Below are 18,418 nucleotides of genomic sequence, written 5' to 3'. Positions count from 1 at the left end.
CAAATTAATAAATTTTCAAATTTTTATTTTTCGTCTTTTTCGCTGATTTCTTTCGCCATCGGATTGTCTAAAACTCTCAATTCGTCTTTAGGCTTTTCGTAGTGGTTCAATGAAATAACTGAATGTCTGTCGATATTTCTAGGGCCCTCAATGTTCCAGTCACTAAGACTTTTTCTTTCGAAACGGCAAGTGTCGCAGATAAATTCTTCAACTTCTCCCCACTGATCTTTTCTGGCAGTAACTCTTACGATCTCATCACCTTTCATATAAACGGTAGCTTTACCTGAACATTTATCACATTTACATGAAGCGTTCATTGGTTTTGTAAACCAAACTCTGCTTGCAAAACGTGCAGTTCTGTCTGTCAATGCTCCAACCGGACAAACGTCAATTACGTTTCCGATAAAATCATTGTCCAAAGCTTTATTTAGATAAGTAGAAATTTCAGCATGATCTCCTCTGAACAAAATTCCGTGCTCACGCTCACCTGTCAATTGGTTTGCCGCCAAAACGCATCTTGCACACAGGATACAACGGTTCATATTCAACTTGATATGTGGACCTAAGTCGTCTGCATCATAGGTATTTCTCTTAAATTCAGTTCTGGTTTCAAGATTTCCGTGTTCGTAACCCAGATCCTGAAGATGACATTCTCCAGCCTGATCACAAACCGGGCAGTCTAACGGGTGATTCACCAATAAGAATTCGGTAACTGCTTTACGGCCTTCCTGTGCTTTATCAGAAGAAAGGTTTTTCACTTCCATTCCGTCCATCACATTCGTTCTGCAGCTTGCTACCAATTTCGGCATAGGGCGCGGATCTGCTTCCGAACCTTTAGAAACCTCTACCAAACATGTTCTACATCTTCCTCCACTGGCTTCCAGTTTGCTGTAATAGCACATTGCTGGTGGTACAGATTTTCCGCCGATTTGTCTTGCTGCTTCCAAAATAGAAGTTCCAGGCAAAACTTCAGCAGTCTGTCCGTCTATCGTTATTTTAAATTTCTTAACCTCTTCGCTCATATTCTTTCGCTTTATAATGCGCTAAGCAATAGTTCTATTTATTAATTAAAATCAAATTACTTTGATCTTTTTGTCGTATTAAAAGTATATCCAATTCCTACATTAAATTGTGCATATACAAAATCCTGATTGGCTTTATCCGGCTTATTGTTCAGTGTTGTTTTAATATCCGGCATATTGATGTATCCAAGCTTTCCTTCTGCCTGAAGAACAATATGCTTAATGATTACCACACTCACCGCAGCTCTGGCATCCACTCCAAATCCTGCTAAATGGAATCTGTCACTTCTCTCATTTCCCATCAGCTGAACGTTAGACTTTGGTAGTAAAGCACCTAATCCACCTCCGTAGCTCGCTAAAATAGCAATATGTTTTTTATTTAAAACGTTATGATATTTCTGTGCTCCAATGTTGATATAGTTAAGACCGTCGGTGTGTTCAAATGTCAAAAATTCTCCACTGTTCAGGTCTACTGTTCCATTGTTCACCATTCCTGCATATTTAGGATCATTGATATATCCTTTTAAATTTACAGTTTGGTTTTGATCCATCACATACTTCATGTGATCCATTCCTAAAGTTATTCCTAAATTATCTTTCGGAAAATAGGTAATCCTGTAATTAACCTGAGGAATTGTTATGCTTCCCGGATTAAAATAGGTTCCCCAGTCAAATTTGGTCTGTCTGTCATTTGCAACTACATTATCCAACTGAAAATCATAACCGTCACCCTTAAAGTGAATATCTGATTTTGAATATTTTGCATTGTTCCATCCCCAAAACACCAAGAAGCTTCCTTTTTTGAAAACTCTGCTGTTTTCCTCCTGTTGTTGTCCTTTTACATTAACTGAACTGAATCCGATTAATAATAAAAGAACGATTATATTTTTCAATTCTTTGAGACTCTATTAATTACTTGCTGCAACTGGGATAGGGTCTGCATAATTGGCCAATCCGTAGTTTTGAGTTTGACTTAATTCAGGATTTTTCACGTGCCACTCAAATTCATCTCTGAAGTGACGAATCGCTGCTGCTACAGGCCATGCTGCCGCATCACCCAATGGGCAAATGGTGTTTCCTTCGATTTTTCTCTGGATATCCCAAAGCAAATCGATGTCTTCCATTTTTCCTTCTCCTTTTTCTATCTTCTTTAAAATTTTGTGCATCCATCCCGTTCCTTCACGGCAAGGAGTACACTGTCCGCAACTTTCATGGTGATAAAATCTCGCCAAAGTCATGGTATGTTCTACAACGCACTGGTCTTCATCCAAAACGATGAAACCTCCTGAACCCATCATCGTTCCGGTAGCGAAACCACCGTCAGCAAGAGATTCATAGTTCATATATCTTGGTTCACCATTTACGGTTTTCAGTAATAAGTTTGCCGGAACGATCGGAACTGAACTTCCTCCGGGAATACACGCTTTCAGCTTTTTACCGTTTGGAATTCCGCCACAATATTCATCAGAATAAATAAATTCTTCAACCGTAATGGTCATGTCGATTTCATAAACTCCCGGTTTATTGATATTTCCGCAGGCAGAAATTAATTTTGTACCTGTAGATCTTCCAACACCGATTTTTGCATATTCTGCACCGGTAATATCGATAATCGGAACAATAGCTGCGATCGATTCAACATTGTTAACAACCGTTGGTCTCTCCCAAAGTCCTTTTACAGCCGGGAAAGGTGGTTTCAATCTTGGGTTTCCTCTTTTTCCTTCAAGAGATTCAAGTAAAGCCGTTTCTTCACCACAGATATAAGCTCCGCCACCTCTCTGAACATAAATTTCACAATCGAAACCGGTTCCTAAGATGTTTTTACCTAAAAATCCTGCAGCTTTAGCTTCTTCAATCGCTTCTTCCAAAATATCCGGAATCCATGAATACTCACCACGGATGTAGATATAAGAAACATTTGAACCTAAAGTATAAGATGAAATCAACATTCCCTCAATCAAAAGATGAGGAAGGAATTCCATTAAATATCTGTCTTTGAAAGTTCCCGGTTCAGATTCATCAGCATTCACTACCAAGTGTCTCGGAACACCTTCCGGTTTTGCCAGAAAGCTCCACTTCATTCCTGTTGGGAAACCTGCACCACCACGACCACGAAGACCTGAAACTTTTACTTCTTCAAGAATTTCTTCGGGTGTCATTTTCAAGGCTTTTTCTGCTGCAGTGTAACCTCCCTGTTTACGGTAAGTTTCAAAATAGCGGATGCCTTCTATGTGTGCGTCTTTAAGTAAAAGTTTTTTACTCATTTTTAATTATGCTTTTAGCATTTGGCTGCTGGCTTTTGGCCTTTACACTTCGACAAGCTCAGTGTGACAGTTTTATGCTTCTTTTAATTTGTTTAAAATTTATTTAGCCCAAGTCAACCTGTCCTTCTCTGCAAAGATCAAGGATTTCGTCTACTTTTTCTATCGTTAAATTTTCGTGATAGAACTTTCCTAACTGTAACATTGGAGCGTATCCACATGCACCAAGGCATTCAGCTGGCTTTAGGGTAAACATTCCGTCGGCAGTAGTTTCACCGTCTTTTATGTTCAGTTTTGTTCTGATGTGGTCTAATATTTTTTCGCTTCCGCAAACCATACAAGGTCCCGTTCTGCAAACTTCCAAAACATATTTACCAACCGGTTTCATATTGAACATGGTATAGAAAGTAGCAACTTCATATACTTCAATTGGCTTAATGCTCAATAATTCAGCAACATAATCCATCACAGGAACGTCTAACCAACCTCCGAATTCTTTCTGCGCAATGTGAAGCACAGGAAGAAGAGCAGATTTTTGTCTTCCCTCAGGGTATCTTGCCATGATTTTATGGACCTGCTGTAAACTTTCCGGTTTAAAAGCTATTGTTTCGCTCATCTTTATCTGATTTGAGATTTGAGGTTTGAAATTTGAGATTCAAAAGCTCAATTCTAAATTTATTTTAATTAAAAAGTTCTTTTAGGAACTATTCAGTTGTAAAATATACAAAGTACAGAGTACTGGGTAATTATTTACTGTTTATATTTTAAAGTACATTGTACATCAGTACATTATACTTTATACAATTTTACGCGTCTAATTCTCCCGCAATAATATTCATACTACACATCGTAACGATGGCGTCTGAAATCACAGAACCTGTAATCATTTCAGGATAAGCCTGGTAATAAATGAAACATGGTCTTCTGAAGTGCAGTCTGTATGGTGTTCTACCACCGTCGCTTACCAAATAGAATCCTAATTCTCCGTTTCCTCCTTCTACTGCGTGGTAAACTTCTCCTTTAGGAACATCAGTTTCTCCCATTACAATTTTGAAATGGTAGATTAACGCTTCCATTTTCTGGTAAACATCTGCCTTTTCTGGAAGATAGAAGTCAGGAACATCTGCGTGGAAAGGTCCTTCAGGAAGGTTATCGTAAGCCTGGTTAATTATTTTTAATGATTCCCAGATCTCCTGTTGGCGAACCATAAATCTGTCGTAAGTATCGCCTGCAGTTCCTACAGGAATGATGAAGTCAAAATCTTCGTAAGAAGAATAAGGTTCCGCAACTCTTACATCATAATCAACACCTGATGCACGTAAATTGGGACCTGTAAACCCGTAGCTTAAAGCTCTCTCTGCAGAAATTGCTCCAGCACCAATGGTTCTGTCCATGAAGATTCTGTTTCTCTCCAGCAACTGACCGAATTCTGCAAATCTTGCCGGGAAAGTTTTTAGGAAATCTTTAAGCAACTCATGGAATTTTGGAGTGAAATCTCTTTCAAAACCTCCGATTCTTCCCATGTTTGTTGTCATCCTCGCTCCACAAATCTGCTCGTACATATCGTAAATACGCTCTCTTTCGATGAACATATACGTCAATCCTGTAATAGCACCTGCGTCCATTCCGGTTACCCCGTTACAGATCAGATGATCACCGATTCTTGCCAGTTCCATTAAAATAACGCGCATATAATCTACACGCTTTGGAACTTTGATACCGATGAGTTTTTCAACCGTCATGTGCCATCCTAAGTTATTAATAGGAGCCGAACAGTAGTTCATACGGTCTGTAAGAGTAGTAATCTGAGAATAGTTTCTTCTTTCAGAAATTTTCTCAAAAGCTCTGTGGATATAACCAACGGTCTGCTCAGCATGAAGAATTCTTTCTCCATCCATCGTCAACACGTTCTGGAAAATTCCGTGTGTTGCAGGGTGAGTAGGACCAAGATTCAGGGTGTATAACTGCCCGTCAATCTGTTCTTTACTTTCGTGTTGGTTAAGTATATTAGATAATGAGTTATCTTTCATAATATTTGCTTTTAGCTATTTGCTTCTGGCTATTGGCTAGCTGCCATCCGCCATTGGCTATATTATCTTCCGAACATTGCATCGTCCTTGTCGGTTCTGGTACCGTCTTCAAGTCGATATTCTTTCAACATAGGGTGGTATCCAAGATCTTCCATATTTAAAATAGGTCTGAGATCCGGGTGACCTTTAAATTTAATTCCGTAGAAATCAAAAGTTTCTCTTTCCATCCAGTTGGCTCCTGCATACAGTTCAGTCAGAGAGTCTACCTCGATATTTTCTCTTGTCATGAAAATCTTCAGACGTAATCTGAAGTTGGTCATCATATTCTGTAAGTGATAAACCACACCGATTTCCTTATCTGGGAATTCCGGGTAATGGATTCCACAAACGTCGGTAAGGAAATTGATTTCCAATGATGAGTCTTTCAGATAATGAATGACTTTTTTGATATCTTCTTTCTTAACTTCAATTGTCAGCATTCCGTAAGGCTCTGAGCTGGTAATTACCGTTTCAGGAAACTCTCTTGTAATGGCTTCTAATACAAATTCGTTCGTCATTCTCTTAGTTGCTAATATTATAAGAGTCTAATAAATGCTGATATTCAGGAGTATCTCTTCTTCTGATGCTTTCGCTTTCTGCCAAAGCTTGAACCTGCATAACTCCTTCAATAATCTGCTCCGGTCTTGGCGGGCATCCAGGAACATAAACGTCCACAGGAATAATTTTGTCAATTCCCTGTAAAACAGAGTAGCTGTCGAAAATACCACCGCTGGAAGCGCAAGCACCAACAGCAACAACCCATTTCGGTTCAGCCATTTGTGTGTATACTTCTTTTAAAACAGGGCCTAATTTTTTAGATATCGTTCCGCAAACCATCAGCATATCTGCCTGTCTTGGTGAGAAAGAGTTTCTTTCCATACCAAAACGTGATGCGTCATACGTTGGGTTAAGCGTCGCCATAAATTCGATACCACAACAAGAAGTTGCAAAAGGCAATGGCCAAAGTGAAAACTTTCTTGCCATACCGATCACACTGCTCAGTTTTGTTGCGAAAAAACCTTCTCCTTCAAATCCTTCGGGAGCTGGTGCATCTGTTCTTATAATTGGTTTTTGATCTGACATTTTGTTGATTTTTAATATTCTAATTTAGATTCCAAATTGCCGTTAATGTTAACTTTAATCTGATTGTGTTTATCTAAATCTCTTATTTAAAATGATGATGACTATTTATCCCAGTCCAGTGCCCCACGTTTCCAGACATAGAAGAATGCTAGGAAGAAAATGGCAACGAACATTAGTACTGCAAAGAATCCTTCTAATCCGAATTCTCTGAAGTTAACTGCATATGGATAAAAGAATACGATTTCGATATCAAACAGTACAAAAAGTACTGCTGTCAGGAAATATTTAATAGAGAATGGAGTTCTTGCATTTCCTTCAACAGGAATACCACATTCCCAGCTTGAGTTCTTTACAGAATTCCCTTTTTTCTGCTGTGGACCCAAAAAATGAGCGCCAAGCAAAGAAATGGCAACAAAACCAATGGCTACACCGGCTTGTATAAGTATTGGAATATAACTTTCAGGTAAATTCATTTTTACATTATTATCTCAAGTTGCAAATTTAGGCAATAAACAATAAAGCATGAAATTAATCAACTTAAAAGTCTGATGAAAATGGGAAAAACCGATAATTTAGAATCAATAAAAATAGTATCTATTTCTTCAGTTTTTTGAGGAGAGTGAACGCCATGAAGGATATGTAACCAAAAAGTATACTTGCGTACAGGATATTAATGATGGTATTAAGACGTCCGTCTTCAGACTCTAAAAAGAGATTGTAAGAGATAAATCCGGCAATTAATATTGCGAAAATGATAAGGTGTATTTTCATATCAGAATTTTAACGAATAAGTTCTTCTTCTTTTATGATTCACAGGATTGTAGTCCTGCCAGAGAACCTGTACGCTTTTATTTTCTTCCAGTTCGGGATTGGTTTCTGCGAAGTCGATTCCCATATTGTTGAAACGCACAAAGATCTCTTTAAAAATAATAGCCGTTACCCCGCGTCTCTGATATTCCGGATGAATTCCAATCAGATAAAAATTGGCTCTGTCATTTTTCTTCTGAGCCTGCATGAAATGCCACCAGCCAAACGGGAAAAGTTTGCCCTTTGCTTTCTGTAATGCTTTTGAATAAGAAGGCATCGTCACTGCAAAAGAAACCAATTCATCATGCTCGTCAACTACGCAGATCACATAGTTTTTAGCAATCATCGGGAAGAATTTCTCTTTATATGTTTTTATCTGTTCTTCGGAAATAGGAGTATAGGTGGAAAGATGTTTATATGTCTCGTCGAGCAATTTAAACATTGGTTTCACATACGGTAAAATCTCTTCTTTACTTTGGAAATCCAAGACTCTCAGGTTGTATTTTTCAGCGATCAGCTTGCTGAATTTTTCTACTTTCGGAGGAAGAATTTTCGGGAAGTTCATCTCAAATTCTACCCATTCCTTTTCTTTTACTAGTCCGAGATTTTCAATATGCTGAGGGTAATATTCATAGTTGTAAATTCCGATCATCGTAGCGATTTTTTCAAATCCGAAAGTCAGCATTCCCGCCTTGTCAAGATTGGTAAAGCCCATTGGTCCTTCAATGTTGTCGATCTGATGCGCTCTGGCATAATTGATAGCAGTATCAATTAACGCCTTCGAAACTTCTTTATCGTCAATAAAATCGATCCATCCAAAACGAACTTTTCTGATGCCGAGTTCCTTTTCTTCTTTATGGTTGATGATTACTGCGATTCTACCAACTATTTTACTGTTTTTAAATGCCAGAAACTGTTTTGCCTCGGAATACTGCAACGCTGGGTTTTCCTGAGAATTCCACACATTCAATTCATCTTTAATAAAAGACGGAACATAATAAGGATTGTTCTTGTACAAATCCATCGGGAATTTTACAAATTGTTTTAATTCGTTAGGTGTTTTTACTTCAAGAATTGAAACTTCTGACATAGTATTTTGGGGTAATTTCAACCACAAATATAATTAATAATTATGAATACTTTGGCACAGTTATTACATCCTGTAATAGAATTATTATATATTAAATTTCAGAAAAAATGACAGGTTATTATCTTATTATAGGAATCTCGATGCTTATCAGCTGGCTGGTTTCCTCAAGATTGAAATCTAAATTCGAGTATTACTCAAACGTACATCTTAGAAACGGACTTTCAGGAAAAGAAGTAGCAGAAAAAATGTTGAGAGATAATGGAATTAATGATGTGCAGGTAATTTCAGTTCCGGGACAGTTAACAGATCACTATAATCCGCAGGACAAAACAGTAAATCTTTCAGAAGGTGTCTATATGCAGCGAAATGCGGCAGCAGCGGCGGTTGCAGCTCACGAATGCGGACATGCTGTACAGCATGCAGTAGGTTATTCAATGTTGCAGTTGAGATCAAAATTAGTTCCGGTTGTAAGCATCAGTTCCAATTTAATGCAGTTTGTATTAATAGGAGGAATTGTAGTGATGGCAATGAGCGGAAATAAACTCATACTTCTAATCGGAGTAATTATGTTTGCCTTAACGACACTTTTTGCTTTTATAACGCTACCGGTAGAGTACGACGCAAGTAACCGGGCGATGAAATGGCTTAAAGACACTGGAACGGTAACAGCTGAAGAATTTGTTGGCGTAAAAGACAGTCTGACCTGGGCGGCTAGAACCTACCTGGTGGCTGCTCTGGGGTCATTAGCTCAGCTTCTTTATTTTGCTTCTTTACTAATGGGAGGCAGAAGAGATTAGAATTCAGTCTTTAAAATCAAACGAAATATGTTGCATCTCAGAAAGTTTTTCTGAGATGCTTTCTTTTTGTGCTGTTTTCAGGGAAGCGGTTAGGATGCAGTTTTCATCGGCATCAAAATGTAAAACTTTTGCATCAAATTTTGAAAGTAACGTGAAAATTACATTCTGCTGATTAAAACTGAACCGGATTTCAATCTCAGTTTCTAGCTCTATAGTAATAATTTCAGCCTCTTCCAAAGTGATTTTAGCAGATTCCTTATATGCTTTCACCAAACCGGAAACACCCAGTTTTGTTCCTCCATAATAACGAACGGTGATGACTAAAACATTAGTAATTTCATTAGCTAAAAGTTGATTGTAGATGGGTAAACCAGCGCTTCCTGATGGCTCTCCGTCATCGTTGGCGCGGTAGTTTTCTCCATGTAAGCCCATTCGGAATGCGTAGCAGTGGTGCGTTGCTTTGGGATGTTCTGCTCTTACTTTGTCTAAAGCGTTTTTTAATTCAGTTTCATTATTCACCGGAAACGCAAAGCCGATAAACTTGCTGCCTTTTTCTTTCAGAAGCGTGTTTTCAACTGGTTTTTCGATGGTTTTGTATTCGTGTATCATTTCTTAAAAATCTGATTTGAATTTTTATGAAACTCCATTACATTGTCTCTGAATTGTTTAATTTCAAAAGGTTTATGTTGAAATTTTGGTGCCCTCGTTCCGTTGTCAATCCGGAGATTTTCATTTTTAATAACAATGGTCTCGTCCCATAAATCGGAATCAATAAACTGCTGTAAAACTACATTTCCACCTTCTACAATTACCGACTGGATTTGTAATTCATACAGTTTTTTAATCAAATTTTCAATAAAGCCGGCTCTTCCTGTTTTGATGAATCTGATATTGTCTTCATCCGAATCTTTTAAAGAGTTGAACACCAGAGTTTCTGCTTCGTTGTTGTAAATGTGATAATCCATCGGAACTTTTAAATCGATATCAATCAAAATTCTCACAGGATTTCTGCCGGTCATTTCTCTGGTAGTCAGACTCGGATTATCACGCAAAGCAGTCATTGTTCCTATTAAAATAGCGTGTTCGTTATTTCTTAATTCGTGTACATACTGTTTCGTTAATGAATTGCTTATTTGGGTTGGTTTAAAATCTCTGTCTATAAATCCGTTGCCCGACTGTGCCCATTTCAGAACGATAAATGGCCGTTTCTTTTCGTGATAAGTAAAGAATCTTTTATTTAAATCAATACATTCTTTTTCTAAAACACCGGAAATTACTTCTATTCCGGCCTCCTGAATGATTTTTTTTCCTTTTCCATTCACTTTGTCGTGAGAATCCATAGCACCGATGACGACTTTTTTAAACCCTGACTCTACAATTTTTAAAGCGCAGGGCGGAGTTTTTCCAAAGTGGGCACAAGGCTCAAGTGAAACGTAGATGGTAGATTCCGCAAACAGACTTTTGTCTTCGGCTGAATTGATGGCATTGATTTCAGCATGGTTTTCTCCTGCTTTATGATGGTAGCCTTCACCAATGATTTTCCCATTATGAACAATCACGCTTCCCACCAAAGGATTGGGATAAGTATCTCCCGTAGCTTTTTTAGCCAGCTCAATGCATCTTTTTATATAAAATTCGTCCTGCATAATATGAAAAAAGCGAAGACAAATTTCTTTGCTTCGCCTGGTATAATTGTATTAAATATTTTAGTCTCCTGAAATAATATTGTGAAGATTCTGCTTCAGAGTTTCCAAGTGGCCTTTTTTACTGTCAATGGTATTGTAAGTATCTGCAAGCATAGGATTCTCTCGCGAAGGGTTCTTGAAGAAAGCAAGATTGTTTTCCAGTTTTACGATTTCGCCTTCAAGATCAGAAATCTGGCTCTTGATTTTTCTTGCTTTGTCTGTTAACTGGTTTTCAGATAGACCTTCTTCTTTCAATTCAAGCTCATTAATTTTATTCAGCTTTAATTTCTCTCTTAAAGTCTTATTGAATTCAGAATTGATTCCGATTTTATCTCTTGGTACTTTTCCAATATTGTTCCATGCAGTTTTAATGTTTTCAATTTTCTCGATGCTTCCCTCTTCATCAGAAATGGTTTTAAGCTCTTCAAGAATTTCTTTTTTCTGCTTATAATTTTCCTTCCAGTTATCTGTAGAAGCGCTGCTTTTTTCTCTGTAATTGTTAAAAAAGGTGTTGCATGCTTCACGGAATTCATCCCAGATTTTGTTGGTCATACTTTTTGGAACGTGACCGATTTTTTTCCAGTCTTCCTGGAGTTTTTTGAAAAGTGCAACAGCAATATCCCAATCTTCTGAAAGCATATTGTCTTTTGCAGTCTGGATCAGCTTTAATTTTTCATCTAAATTTTCCTGTTGGGAACCTTTTAATGATTTGTAGTAATTGTTTTTTGTAGTATTAAAGCTTCTCAGTGTCGATTTAAAATCATTCCAGTTATTATTGGATAATTTTCGCGGAACACTTCCTGTTTTTAAGAATTCAGAACGGAGATCTTCAACTCTTTTGATAGAGTTCTGCCAGTAATTGTGGTTAGGAGTATCTTTTGGCTCAGATAATTTTTTAATCTCAGCGATAATTTCGTTTTTCTTCTCGAAATTGGCATTCTGCTCAGTTTCAATGGCTGCCGAAAGTTCAGATTTTCTCTCGTGAATTTTGTTGGAGATTTCTTTAAACTCATCCCAGGTTTTTTCACGGAATTCTTCAGCTACCGGTTCAGCTTCCTCTTTCCAAAGTTTGTGAAGATACTGCAGTTCATTGAGTGCTTTCTGAACAACAGGTTCATTTTCAAGTTCTTTTGCGCGGGCAATGATGTGCTGTCTCTTTTCCAGATTGTGGCTGTATTCCTGCTCAAGAAATTCTTTATTTAAATCCAGCATCTGATAAAACTGATTCAGGTGGTGGAAATAATTATTATTGAGGATTTTAAATTCAGATTTTGCAACCTGTCCTGCTTTTGACCACTCTTCTTTGATTTCACGGATCGATTTGAAAAGGTTGGTTCCAGGCTCAGAATTGGTATAAAGATTTTTCAGTCTGTCAATCAGTTCCTGACGGTGATCAAGATTTTTTTTCTGCTCTTCTTCCTGCCCTTTTTGGAAAGCGTCGTGTTTTTCTTTGTAGATATGAATCAGTGCAGAAAGTTTAGACTGTGCAGGATGTTCATAACTGAAATTTTCAGCTGCATTTCCCGCGTCGGTGTATTCATGTTTTTTGTCTTCAATCTCATCATGAATAGCATGATTTGCCTTTTCTTTCAACAGAGTGAATCTTTTGAAATTCTCTCCTGCATTGCTAGAATTGATGATTGTTTCCATTTCCTTCAGGGCATCTGCGAGAGAAATATCTGTATCTACATGTTCTTCAGTATGTTCACTGTCTTCCTCATGTGCAGTATCTTCAGAAGAAACTGTAATTTCAGATGTTTCCTGTTGAGTTTCCTCTGTAGAAATTTTGTTTTCTTCGTTTTCAGAAAGGTTGTTTTCTGTAGTCATAGCAAATCTTTTATGTGAGTGGCGTTTAGTTTCTAAATATAGCAAAAAGCCAAATAAAGTACTAATTTATGTTATTTTTTTTTAAAATTCCAAATTTCCCAGGCTTTTTCTGCCTGCTGTTCCAGCATGTAATAGCCATTAACTGTTTTAGCTTCATTTTCAGCAGATTTGAGTATGAATTTTGAGTAGTTCGGATTATAAATTAAGTCAATCACTAGGTGATCTTTTGAGAGTCCGTCAAATGGAAAATTGAGGCATTCATCAGTATTTGGAAACGTTCCCACTGGGGTGCACTGCACAATGATTTTGTGCTGATCTACTGTTTCTTTATCTAAATTTTCAAAATTAAGTTCAGATTTTCTCGAAACTGTTTTTGTGGAAATTCCACTTTGGGTTAAAACATACTGAACGGCTTTTGCGGCACCGCCACTTCCTAAAATCAGTGCAGTATTCTGGTGAGGCTTTCTGTGAATTTTCAGTGTTTTCTCAAAACCAAAAGCATCGGTGTTATATCCAGTTTTTTTTCCTTCATGAATCAAAACACAGTTAACGGCACCAATAGCTCTGGCTTCGTCGCTTACATCATCCAGATAATCAATAATTTTTTCTTTGTAGGGGATGGTGACGTTGAAACCCAGGAGTTCAGAATCTTTAAATAAATTTTCCACCTCATCAATTTCCTGAAGATCAAAAATCTCATATGAAAAATGATCAAGCATCTGCTTTTGAAATTTTTCTTCAAAGAATTTTTTAGAAAAAGAATACGAAATGTTTCTCCCGATGAGACCGAGTTTTTTATTGAAATCCATAGATCAAAAATAAAAAAAAGACCGAGAAAATCGGTCTTTAAGTTAAATTATATTTTGTTTAATTAATCTATCATGAATTTGGAAGAAGTGTTATCTGTTTTCAGAATATAAACACCCTTGCTGATTTTGTGAAGATTGATTTTGTTTGAAGTTTTAAATGGATTGGCTATTGGCTGAATCAACTTCCCTGACAGATCGTAGATTTCAGCTTTCAGAATCTTGTTTAGGTTTTCGCCCTTTACAAACAGTTCATGATTTTTCACCGGATTTGGGTAAATACTGAATGATTTCTCTTTAGAAAGATCATTCACAGCCAAAGTACCAAAACATGACCAGCTAAGATCATCAATCGCAACTCTGTTCGAAGAAACAGGATTGATCAGTTTAACTGTGAAATTACCGGAAACATTAATATTATTAATAGTTGTAGTCGTTACTGCAGAGCTGTACGGTACGGTTCCAACAACAACGCCGTTAATTTCTAAATTAAGATTGTTAGCAGTTCCGGAATATTTCAGCTGCGTAGTAACCGTTAGACTTTGGATTCCGCCTGAAATAGCAGTACTGCTGAGATTACCATTTCTAATCGTGATTGCTTTACCTGTAATTGTTTCGTCAACTCTCGCATCGGTGGCAGTCCAGGTGATATTGTTGTTTGTCCAAGTTCTTAAACCATAACTTGTTCCTGATCCCGGAATACCCGAAAAGTCTTCTGTTCCGCAACTTCCGCCTACAGGAGCAGAAAGGGTAGTTTGTGTGGCAGTATTACTTTGCGGAGAAGAATTTCCAGAGCCGTCTTTAGCGATGATGTAGAAAGAGTAAGTGGTAGCTGGCGTTAAACCGGAAACCGTAGCTGTAGTTCCTGTAACAGATGTTTTTAAAAGACCGTTGGCATAGATGTCGTAAACAGCAACAGCAGTGTTGTCGGTCGCTGCAGTCCAGGCTAGGGCTATTGAATTGATGGTCGGGTTGTTTGCTACAAGATTCGTTGGAGCCGTTGGAGCCTGATTGTCTATTACAGGAGTTCCCCAGATTAATCCTACATAAGCAGGATTGTCGATGAAAGGGTTTCTGTTTTGCTGAAACGAAAATGATGCATTGTTTCTCGCGATTTCTTCCGGAGATACCGGATCAGCAGCGTGCCATGTCAATAATTGATTTAATTCCCAGGTCTGCAGTCCCGGGAAAGCAGATCCTCCAAGTATATTTCCTGACAAAAAGCCGGATAATTGAGTTTCGTATCTGGTAACGAAGTAGAAGATCATTCTTGCAACATCACCCTTGAAAGCGTCAATGGGTTCGAAAACAGTACCTGAATATCCCTGAGAAACTGAAGCTCCTACTTTGGAACCGTTTAATGAGGTATAAGATGCATTACCAACCATCCCAAAAGGATAATTTGATCTTTCTCCGTTTACTTTGCCATCCGTTGCTCTGATAAAATGGATGTCATTTCTCATTGGCGAAGCCTCGTTGAACAAACTTTGAGGCACAATGTGTTCTCTGTTGTAGCAGTCTCCTTCGTTGGCATAGCCATTAGATCCGCATTGGTTTGTAGTGATTGTAAAGTTATAAGGATCTCCAGCGTTTGGTCTTTCAGAATAGATATCCAGAATAGAACCGTCATTTTCGTAGAAATAATCCCGATCTGTAGTTTGGTATGCAGTCCAAAGTCCTTGGTAACTCATGTCCTGATGGCCGGCTGTAATGATCAGGTTCAGCTGGCTTTTCAGAGTTGCTCCCGTTCCAGTTGCTGTGCTGTAATAGCCGGTGGGAATCTGCGCAAAAGTATTGATGAAAAAAATACTTAATACTAGAGAATGTAATATTCGCTTCATTATTTAATAATTTGAAGGCAAATTTACGTAAAATGTTAACCGGAATATGTTAACTTTTAGTAATGTAGTCTTTGCTTATTTTTGAGAAGAACCACGAAATAGAAATGCCAAATAAAGAGGCGGTGGCGGCAACAATAAGATAATTTTTAGCAACTATTTTTACGGGGAAAGGTACATTCTCTACCGCTTTGAAAAATTCAGTGTACAACTGGAAAAAACAAAGTACACTTCCCAGAATTAAACCGGAAATTACACCTAAAACGACAATCAGAATTCCTGTGTAGAAGTAGGTTTTTCGCAGATGACTTAGTGGAAATCCGAGCGAAATTAATGATTTTGCCTGTAGTTTTTTATCGAGCTGAAGGATGATAATCGCTCCGGCCAGATTGAAAGTGGTAATGAAAATTACGAGCGCAAAAATTAAATAGATAAAAAGCTTTTCTGTATTAATCATTTTCCAGAAAGCGGCATTCTCCTCCTGTTTTGTTTTAATGTCAACACTTTTACCAATAGATGAAAGCAGATCTTTTTTGATTCTGTCAGCGTGTTCAGGATTTTTAAGCTTAATAACAATCTGATAGGCGGAGTTCTTCGGAAGCTGTAGCAACTCTTCGGATAACTCAATAGGTGCAAAAATGTAATTATTAAGCTGATCGTTCCCTGGAAAAACACCGGTGACCAAAATATTTTTTTTATTGTAAATATCTTCCTCCTTGTTGATGATTCCTGTTCCCGATTTAGGCATAAAAACGGTAGCGAAATCTTTCACGGAATCTACTGGAATAGAAAGTCTGTTATCCAAAGAATTCTCCATGATGACCTCATTGGAGTATTCGAAGGTTGGGTATTTTCCGTAAAAAACAGTCGAATCGATCGGGTTAACCTTCGTGTAGGCGGAATCTACACCCCGAAGATAGGCAATATCGCCTTTTCCATTGTAATTAAGATAGACTTTCTCTTCGATAACTCTGGAGAAGTGAAGGATTTCTTTATTCGTTTTCAGAATATTGCTGATCTTTTTCAGATCAGTAATAGTTTTTCCGGAACTACTTTTTACCGTTAAATCAGCATGCAGATTTGAGATAAGATTCTGATTAAAAACCTCAAGGCCCGAAAAAACAGAGATGATGACAAACATTGCAGCGACAGCTACGGTCATAGCGCCCACCGCCAGCCACGTAATAAACGTAACAGCTGTACTCCCTTTTTTTGACAAAAGGTAGCGTGAAGCTATATAAAATGCGATGTTCTTCAAGATGGTTTACAATACAGGATTGTCGCCTTCGCCTCTCAGTTCTTTTTCAAGTTTCTCCACATCATCCAGTGCCGTATCCAGGTAAAAACTAAGCTGAGGGATGACGCGTACCTGCTTTGCCATTTTCTGACCAAGGAAATTTCTGTACTGCGCTTTATTCGTCTCGATTTCTTTCATAATTGAAGTTCTGAATTCCTGCGGGAAGATGCTTAAATAAATTTTAGCAACCCCTAAATCCGGTGAAATCTTTACATCAGAAACCGATACCAAAAAGCTCTGCTTGCTTTCTGCCGACTGTTTGCGGAACAATTCTGCGAAATCTTCCTGTATAATCTGTGCTACTTTTCTTTGTCTGTTACTTTCCATAATTTGTGCAAATTTACTACATTTGTTTGAATTGTGGATTTGATTATTGAATAACAATTAAATTACAGTTTAATTATATTGAATTATTTATGAAATTAGAACATATTGGTATCGCTGTAAAATCGTTGGGTATTTCTGATGATCTGTTCGCGAAGCTTTTGGGAAAAGAATCTTATAAGCAGGAAAGTGTAGAGCGGGAAGGTGTTACCACATCTTTTTATGGAACAGGCGAGAGCAAAATTGAATTATTGGAGGCGAGCAACACAGAGAGCCCGATCGCTAAATTCATTGAAAAAAAAGGAGAGGGAATTCATCACCTGGCATTTGGGGTGGAGGATATCATAGAGGAGGTTGAAAGATTAAAAAAAGAGGGCTTTCAGTTTATCTCCGAAGAACCCAAAGAAGGTGCTGATAACAAATTAGTTGTCTTTCTTCATCCTAAATCTACAAATGGCGTACTGGTAGAACTTTGCCAAGAAAAGCGATAAAAAATTTTGTAATGATAGAAATTTTACTATTTTTGCAAACACAAAATTTAACCAAATTTTGAGGTCCTATAGCTCAGTTGGTTAGAGCACCTGACTCATAATCAGGTGGTCCCTGGTTCGAGCCCAGGTGGGACCACTGAAAATCAGACACTTACAAAGACGTGAGTGTCTTTTTTTATTCCATTGCAAGATATCTGCAAGATGTTATTTCTAATTATCTTTTTTGTTATTTAAATAAATAAGAATTTAACTTTATTTTATAAATTGCATTATCATTAACAATATAAGACTCTATGACAAATATTAAAGAAATCTTTGAAAATAAAATTAAAATTGATGCCAAAGTAGTTTCAATAGAAAGTCTTTTTAATAATGAAGACCGTTTAAAAAACACTAACTATAAACCTTCATATCAAAGAAATTATGTGTGGGATGATGAAAAAGCAACCTATTTTATAGAAAGTATTCTTTTAGGAACAGAAATTCCACCTCTAATATATTTTAGAAATGTATCAAAAGTAGAAATAATCGATGGTAGACAAAGATATGAAACAATATTACGTTTTTTATCGAATGATTTCAAACTCAAAAAGAGTGGATTGAAAAAACTAGACTCAAAAGAATTCATCAATAAAAATTTTGAGAATCTCGATTTAAAATTTAGGGATTTGTTTTACGAGACTAGGTTGAGAATAATTGAATTTAGCTTTAATACTCGGCAAGGAATAAATGATATTATTGAAGATGATATAAAGAAAGAGATCTTTAAAAGATATAATACCGGAATAACGCCCTTAAAGAATACCGATATTGAAAGAGCCGAATTTTTGTTTGATAATGTAAATACATTCTTTAAAGAAAAAGTTCTGAAAGATAAAGTATTAAAAGAGACTTTAACTACGTTATTTTATTTTGAAAGAGGTAATGATGAAATATTATTGAAAAAAATAAGGGAACTTTTAATAATTGAAAATATTCCTATTAGATATTTTGCTAATAAAAAAGGAGATATAATTAATGC

The 18,418-nt window shown here is 37.1% G+C and carries 20 protein-coding genes and 1 tRNA gene; 4 read left to right on the top strand and 17 right to left on the bottom strand.

What is annotated here, in order from left to right; all coding sequences use genetic code 11:
• Positions 1-23: 23 nt before the first annotated feature.
• From OMO38_RS18295 to OMO38_RS18250, 10 genes are all read right to left on the bottom strand, one after another.
• Entirely contained in the window at positions 24-1,022 is a 999-nt protein-coding gene (locus OMO38_RS18295; protein ID WP_264751622.1) for an NADH-quinone oxidoreductase subunit G, read from the bottom strand.
• A gap of 56 nt (positions 1,023-1,078) precedes the next feature.
• Positions 1,079-1,915, bottom strand: coding sequence for a hypothetical protein (locus OMO38_RS18290; protein WP_264751621.1), 837 nt, complete (start codon positions 1,913-1,915; stop codon positions 1,079-1,081).
• A 15-nt stretch (positions 1,916-1,930) separates the two neighbouring features.
• Positions 1,931-3,286 carry an NADH-quinone oxidoreductase subunit NuoF gene (gene nuoF / locus OMO38_RS18285; protein ID WP_059125191.1) on the bottom strand — a complete coding sequence of 452 codons (1,356 nt, stop codon included), beginning with the start codon at positions 3,284-3,286 and terminating at the stop codon, positions 1,931-1,933.
• A gap of 103 nt (positions 3,287-3,389) precedes the next feature.
• The gene (locus OMO38_RS18280; RefSeq protein WP_047447219.1) at positions 3,390-3,899 is read right to left on the bottom strand and encodes an NADH-quinone oxidoreductase subunit NuoE family protein; all 510 of its coding nucleotides are present in this window, start codon (positions 3,897-3,899) and stop codon (positions 3,390-3,392) included.
• Between the two features lie 190 nt (positions 3,900-4,089).
• Entirely contained in the window at positions 4,090-5,313 is a 1,224-nt protein-coding gene (gene nuoD, locus OMO38_RS18275) for an NADH dehydrogenase (quinone) subunit D (RefSeq protein ID WP_229985861.1), read from the bottom strand.
• Between the two features lie 62 nt (positions 5,314-5,375).
• Positions 5,376-5,870, bottom strand: a complete 495-nt coding sequence (locus tag OMO38_RS18270; protein ID WP_264751620.1) for an NADH-quinone oxidoreductase subunit C — start codon at positions 5,868-5,870, stop codon at positions 5,376-5,378.
• Between the two features lie 4 nt (positions 5,871-5,874).
• Positions 5,875-6,435: an NADH-quinone oxidoreductase subunit B gene (locus tag OMO38_RS18265; RefSeq protein WP_047447216.1), complete on the bottom strand. Its 561-nt coding sequence runs from the start codon at positions 6,433-6,435 to the stop codon at positions 5,875-5,877.
• Between the two features lie 101 nt (positions 6,436-6,536).
• Positions 6,537-6,908: an NADH-quinone oxidoreductase subunit A gene (locus OMO38_RS18260; protein WP_263004757.1), complete on the bottom strand. Its 372-nt coding sequence runs from the start codon at positions 6,906-6,908 to the stop codon at positions 6,537-6,539.
• A 121-nt stretch (positions 6,909-7,029) separates the two neighbouring features.
• Complete coding sequence (locus OMO38_RS18255) at positions 7,030-7,206, bottom strand: hypothetical protein (protein ID WP_264751619.1); 177 nt, start codon at positions 7,204-7,206, stop codon at positions 7,030-7,032.
• Between the two features lies 1 nt (position 7,207).
• Entirely contained in the window at positions 7,208-8,332 is a 1,125-nt protein-coding gene (locus OMO38_RS18250) for a GTP cyclohydrolase (protein WP_264751618.1), read from the bottom strand.
• A 107-nt stretch (positions 8,333-8,439) separates the two neighbouring features.
• Here OMO38_RS18250 and OMO38_RS18245 point away from each other — a divergent pair, with 107 nt between their 5' ends.
• The gene (locus OMO38_RS18245) at positions 8,440-9,129 is read left to right on the top strand and encodes a zinc metallopeptidase (protein ID WP_264751617.1); all 690 of its coding nucleotides are present in this window, start codon (positions 8,440-8,442) and stop codon (positions 9,127-9,129) included.
• A 3-nt stretch (positions 9,130-9,132) separates the two neighbouring features.
• Here the strand turns inward: OMO38_RS18245 and OMO38_RS18240 are convergent, their stop codons facing one another.
• The 7 genes from OMO38_RS18240 to rbfA form a co-directional block, all read right to left on the bottom strand.
• Positions 9,133-9,738, bottom strand: a complete 606-nt coding sequence (locus OMO38_RS18240) for an IMPACT family protein (RefSeq protein WP_264751616.1) — start codon at positions 9,736-9,738, stop codon at positions 9,133-9,135.
• Positions 9,735-10,775, bottom strand: a complete 1,041-nt coding sequence (ribD, locus tag OMO38_RS18235) for a bifunctional diaminohydroxyphosphoribosylaminopyrimidine deaminase/5-amino-6-(5-phosphoribosylamino)uracil reductase RibD (protein ID WP_264751615.1) — start codon at positions 10,773-10,775, stop codon at positions 9,735-9,737. Before ribD ends, OMO38_RS18240 begins: the two co-directional genes overlap by 4 nt.
• A gap of 60 nt (positions 10,776-10,835) precedes the next feature.
• On the bottom strand, positions 10,836-12,641 hold the full coding sequence (locus OMO38_RS18230; protein ID WP_264751614.1) for a DUF349 domain-containing protein: 1,806 nt from the start codon (positions 12,639-12,641) through the stop codon (positions 10,836-10,838).
• Positions 12,642-12,712: 71 nt separating this feature from the next.
• Positions 12,713-13,450 (bottom strand): shikimate dehydrogenase family protein, encoded by a 738-nt coding sequence (locus OMO38_RS18225; protein ID WP_264751613.1) that lies wholly within the window; start codon positions 13,448-13,450, stop codon positions 12,713-12,715.
• Between the two features lie 62 nt (positions 13,451-13,512).
• The gene (locus OMO38_RS18220) at positions 13,513-15,288 is read right to left on the bottom strand and encodes an endonuclease (RefSeq protein WP_264751612.1); all 1,776 of its coding nucleotides are present in this window, start codon (positions 15,286-15,288) and stop codon (positions 13,513-13,515) included.
• A gap of 49 nt (positions 15,289-15,337) precedes the next feature.
• Positions 15,338-16,543 (bottom strand): ABC transporter permease, encoded by a 1,206-nt coding sequence (locus OMO38_RS18215; RefSeq protein ID WP_264751611.1) that lies wholly within the window; start codon positions 16,541-16,543, stop codon positions 15,338-15,340.
• 6 nt (positions 16,544-16,549) lie between these two features.
• Positions 16,550-16,909 (bottom strand): 30S ribosome-binding factor RbfA, encoded by a 360-nt coding sequence (rbfA, locus tag OMO38_RS18210; protein ID WP_264751610.1) that lies wholly within the window; start codon positions 16,907-16,909, stop codon positions 16,550-16,552.
• 89 nt (positions 16,910-16,998) lie between these two features.
• Between rbfA and mce the strand changes: the two genes are divergently transcribed.
• The 3 genes from mce to OMO38_RS18195 form a co-directional block, all read left to right on the top strand.
• The gene (gene mce, locus OMO38_RS18205) at positions 16,999-17,397 is read left to right on the top strand and encodes a methylmalonyl-CoA epimerase (protein ID WP_264751609.1); all 399 of its coding nucleotides are present in this window, start codon (positions 16,999-17,001) and stop codon (positions 17,395-17,397) included.
• A gap of 62 nt (positions 17,398-17,459) precedes the next feature.
• Positions 17,460-17,533 (top strand) — tRNA-Ile (locus tag OMO38_RS18200).
• Between the two features lie 157 nt (positions 17,534-17,690).
• A partial coding sequence (locus OMO38_RS18195; protein ID WP_264751608.1) for a DUF262 domain-containing protein occupies positions 17,691-18,418 on the top strand: 728 nt, incomplete at its 3' end.

Origin of the sequence: Chryseobacterium kimseyorum (genome assembly GCF_025971945.1) — a bacterium.
Classification (GTDB): domain Bacteria; phylum Bacteroidota; class Bacteroidia; order Flavobacteriales; family Weeksellaceae; genus Chryseobacterium; species Chryseobacterium kimseyorum.
Note: the sequence above shows the minus strand (reverse complement) of the source record. Positions and strands in the feature narration are given on the sequence as shown.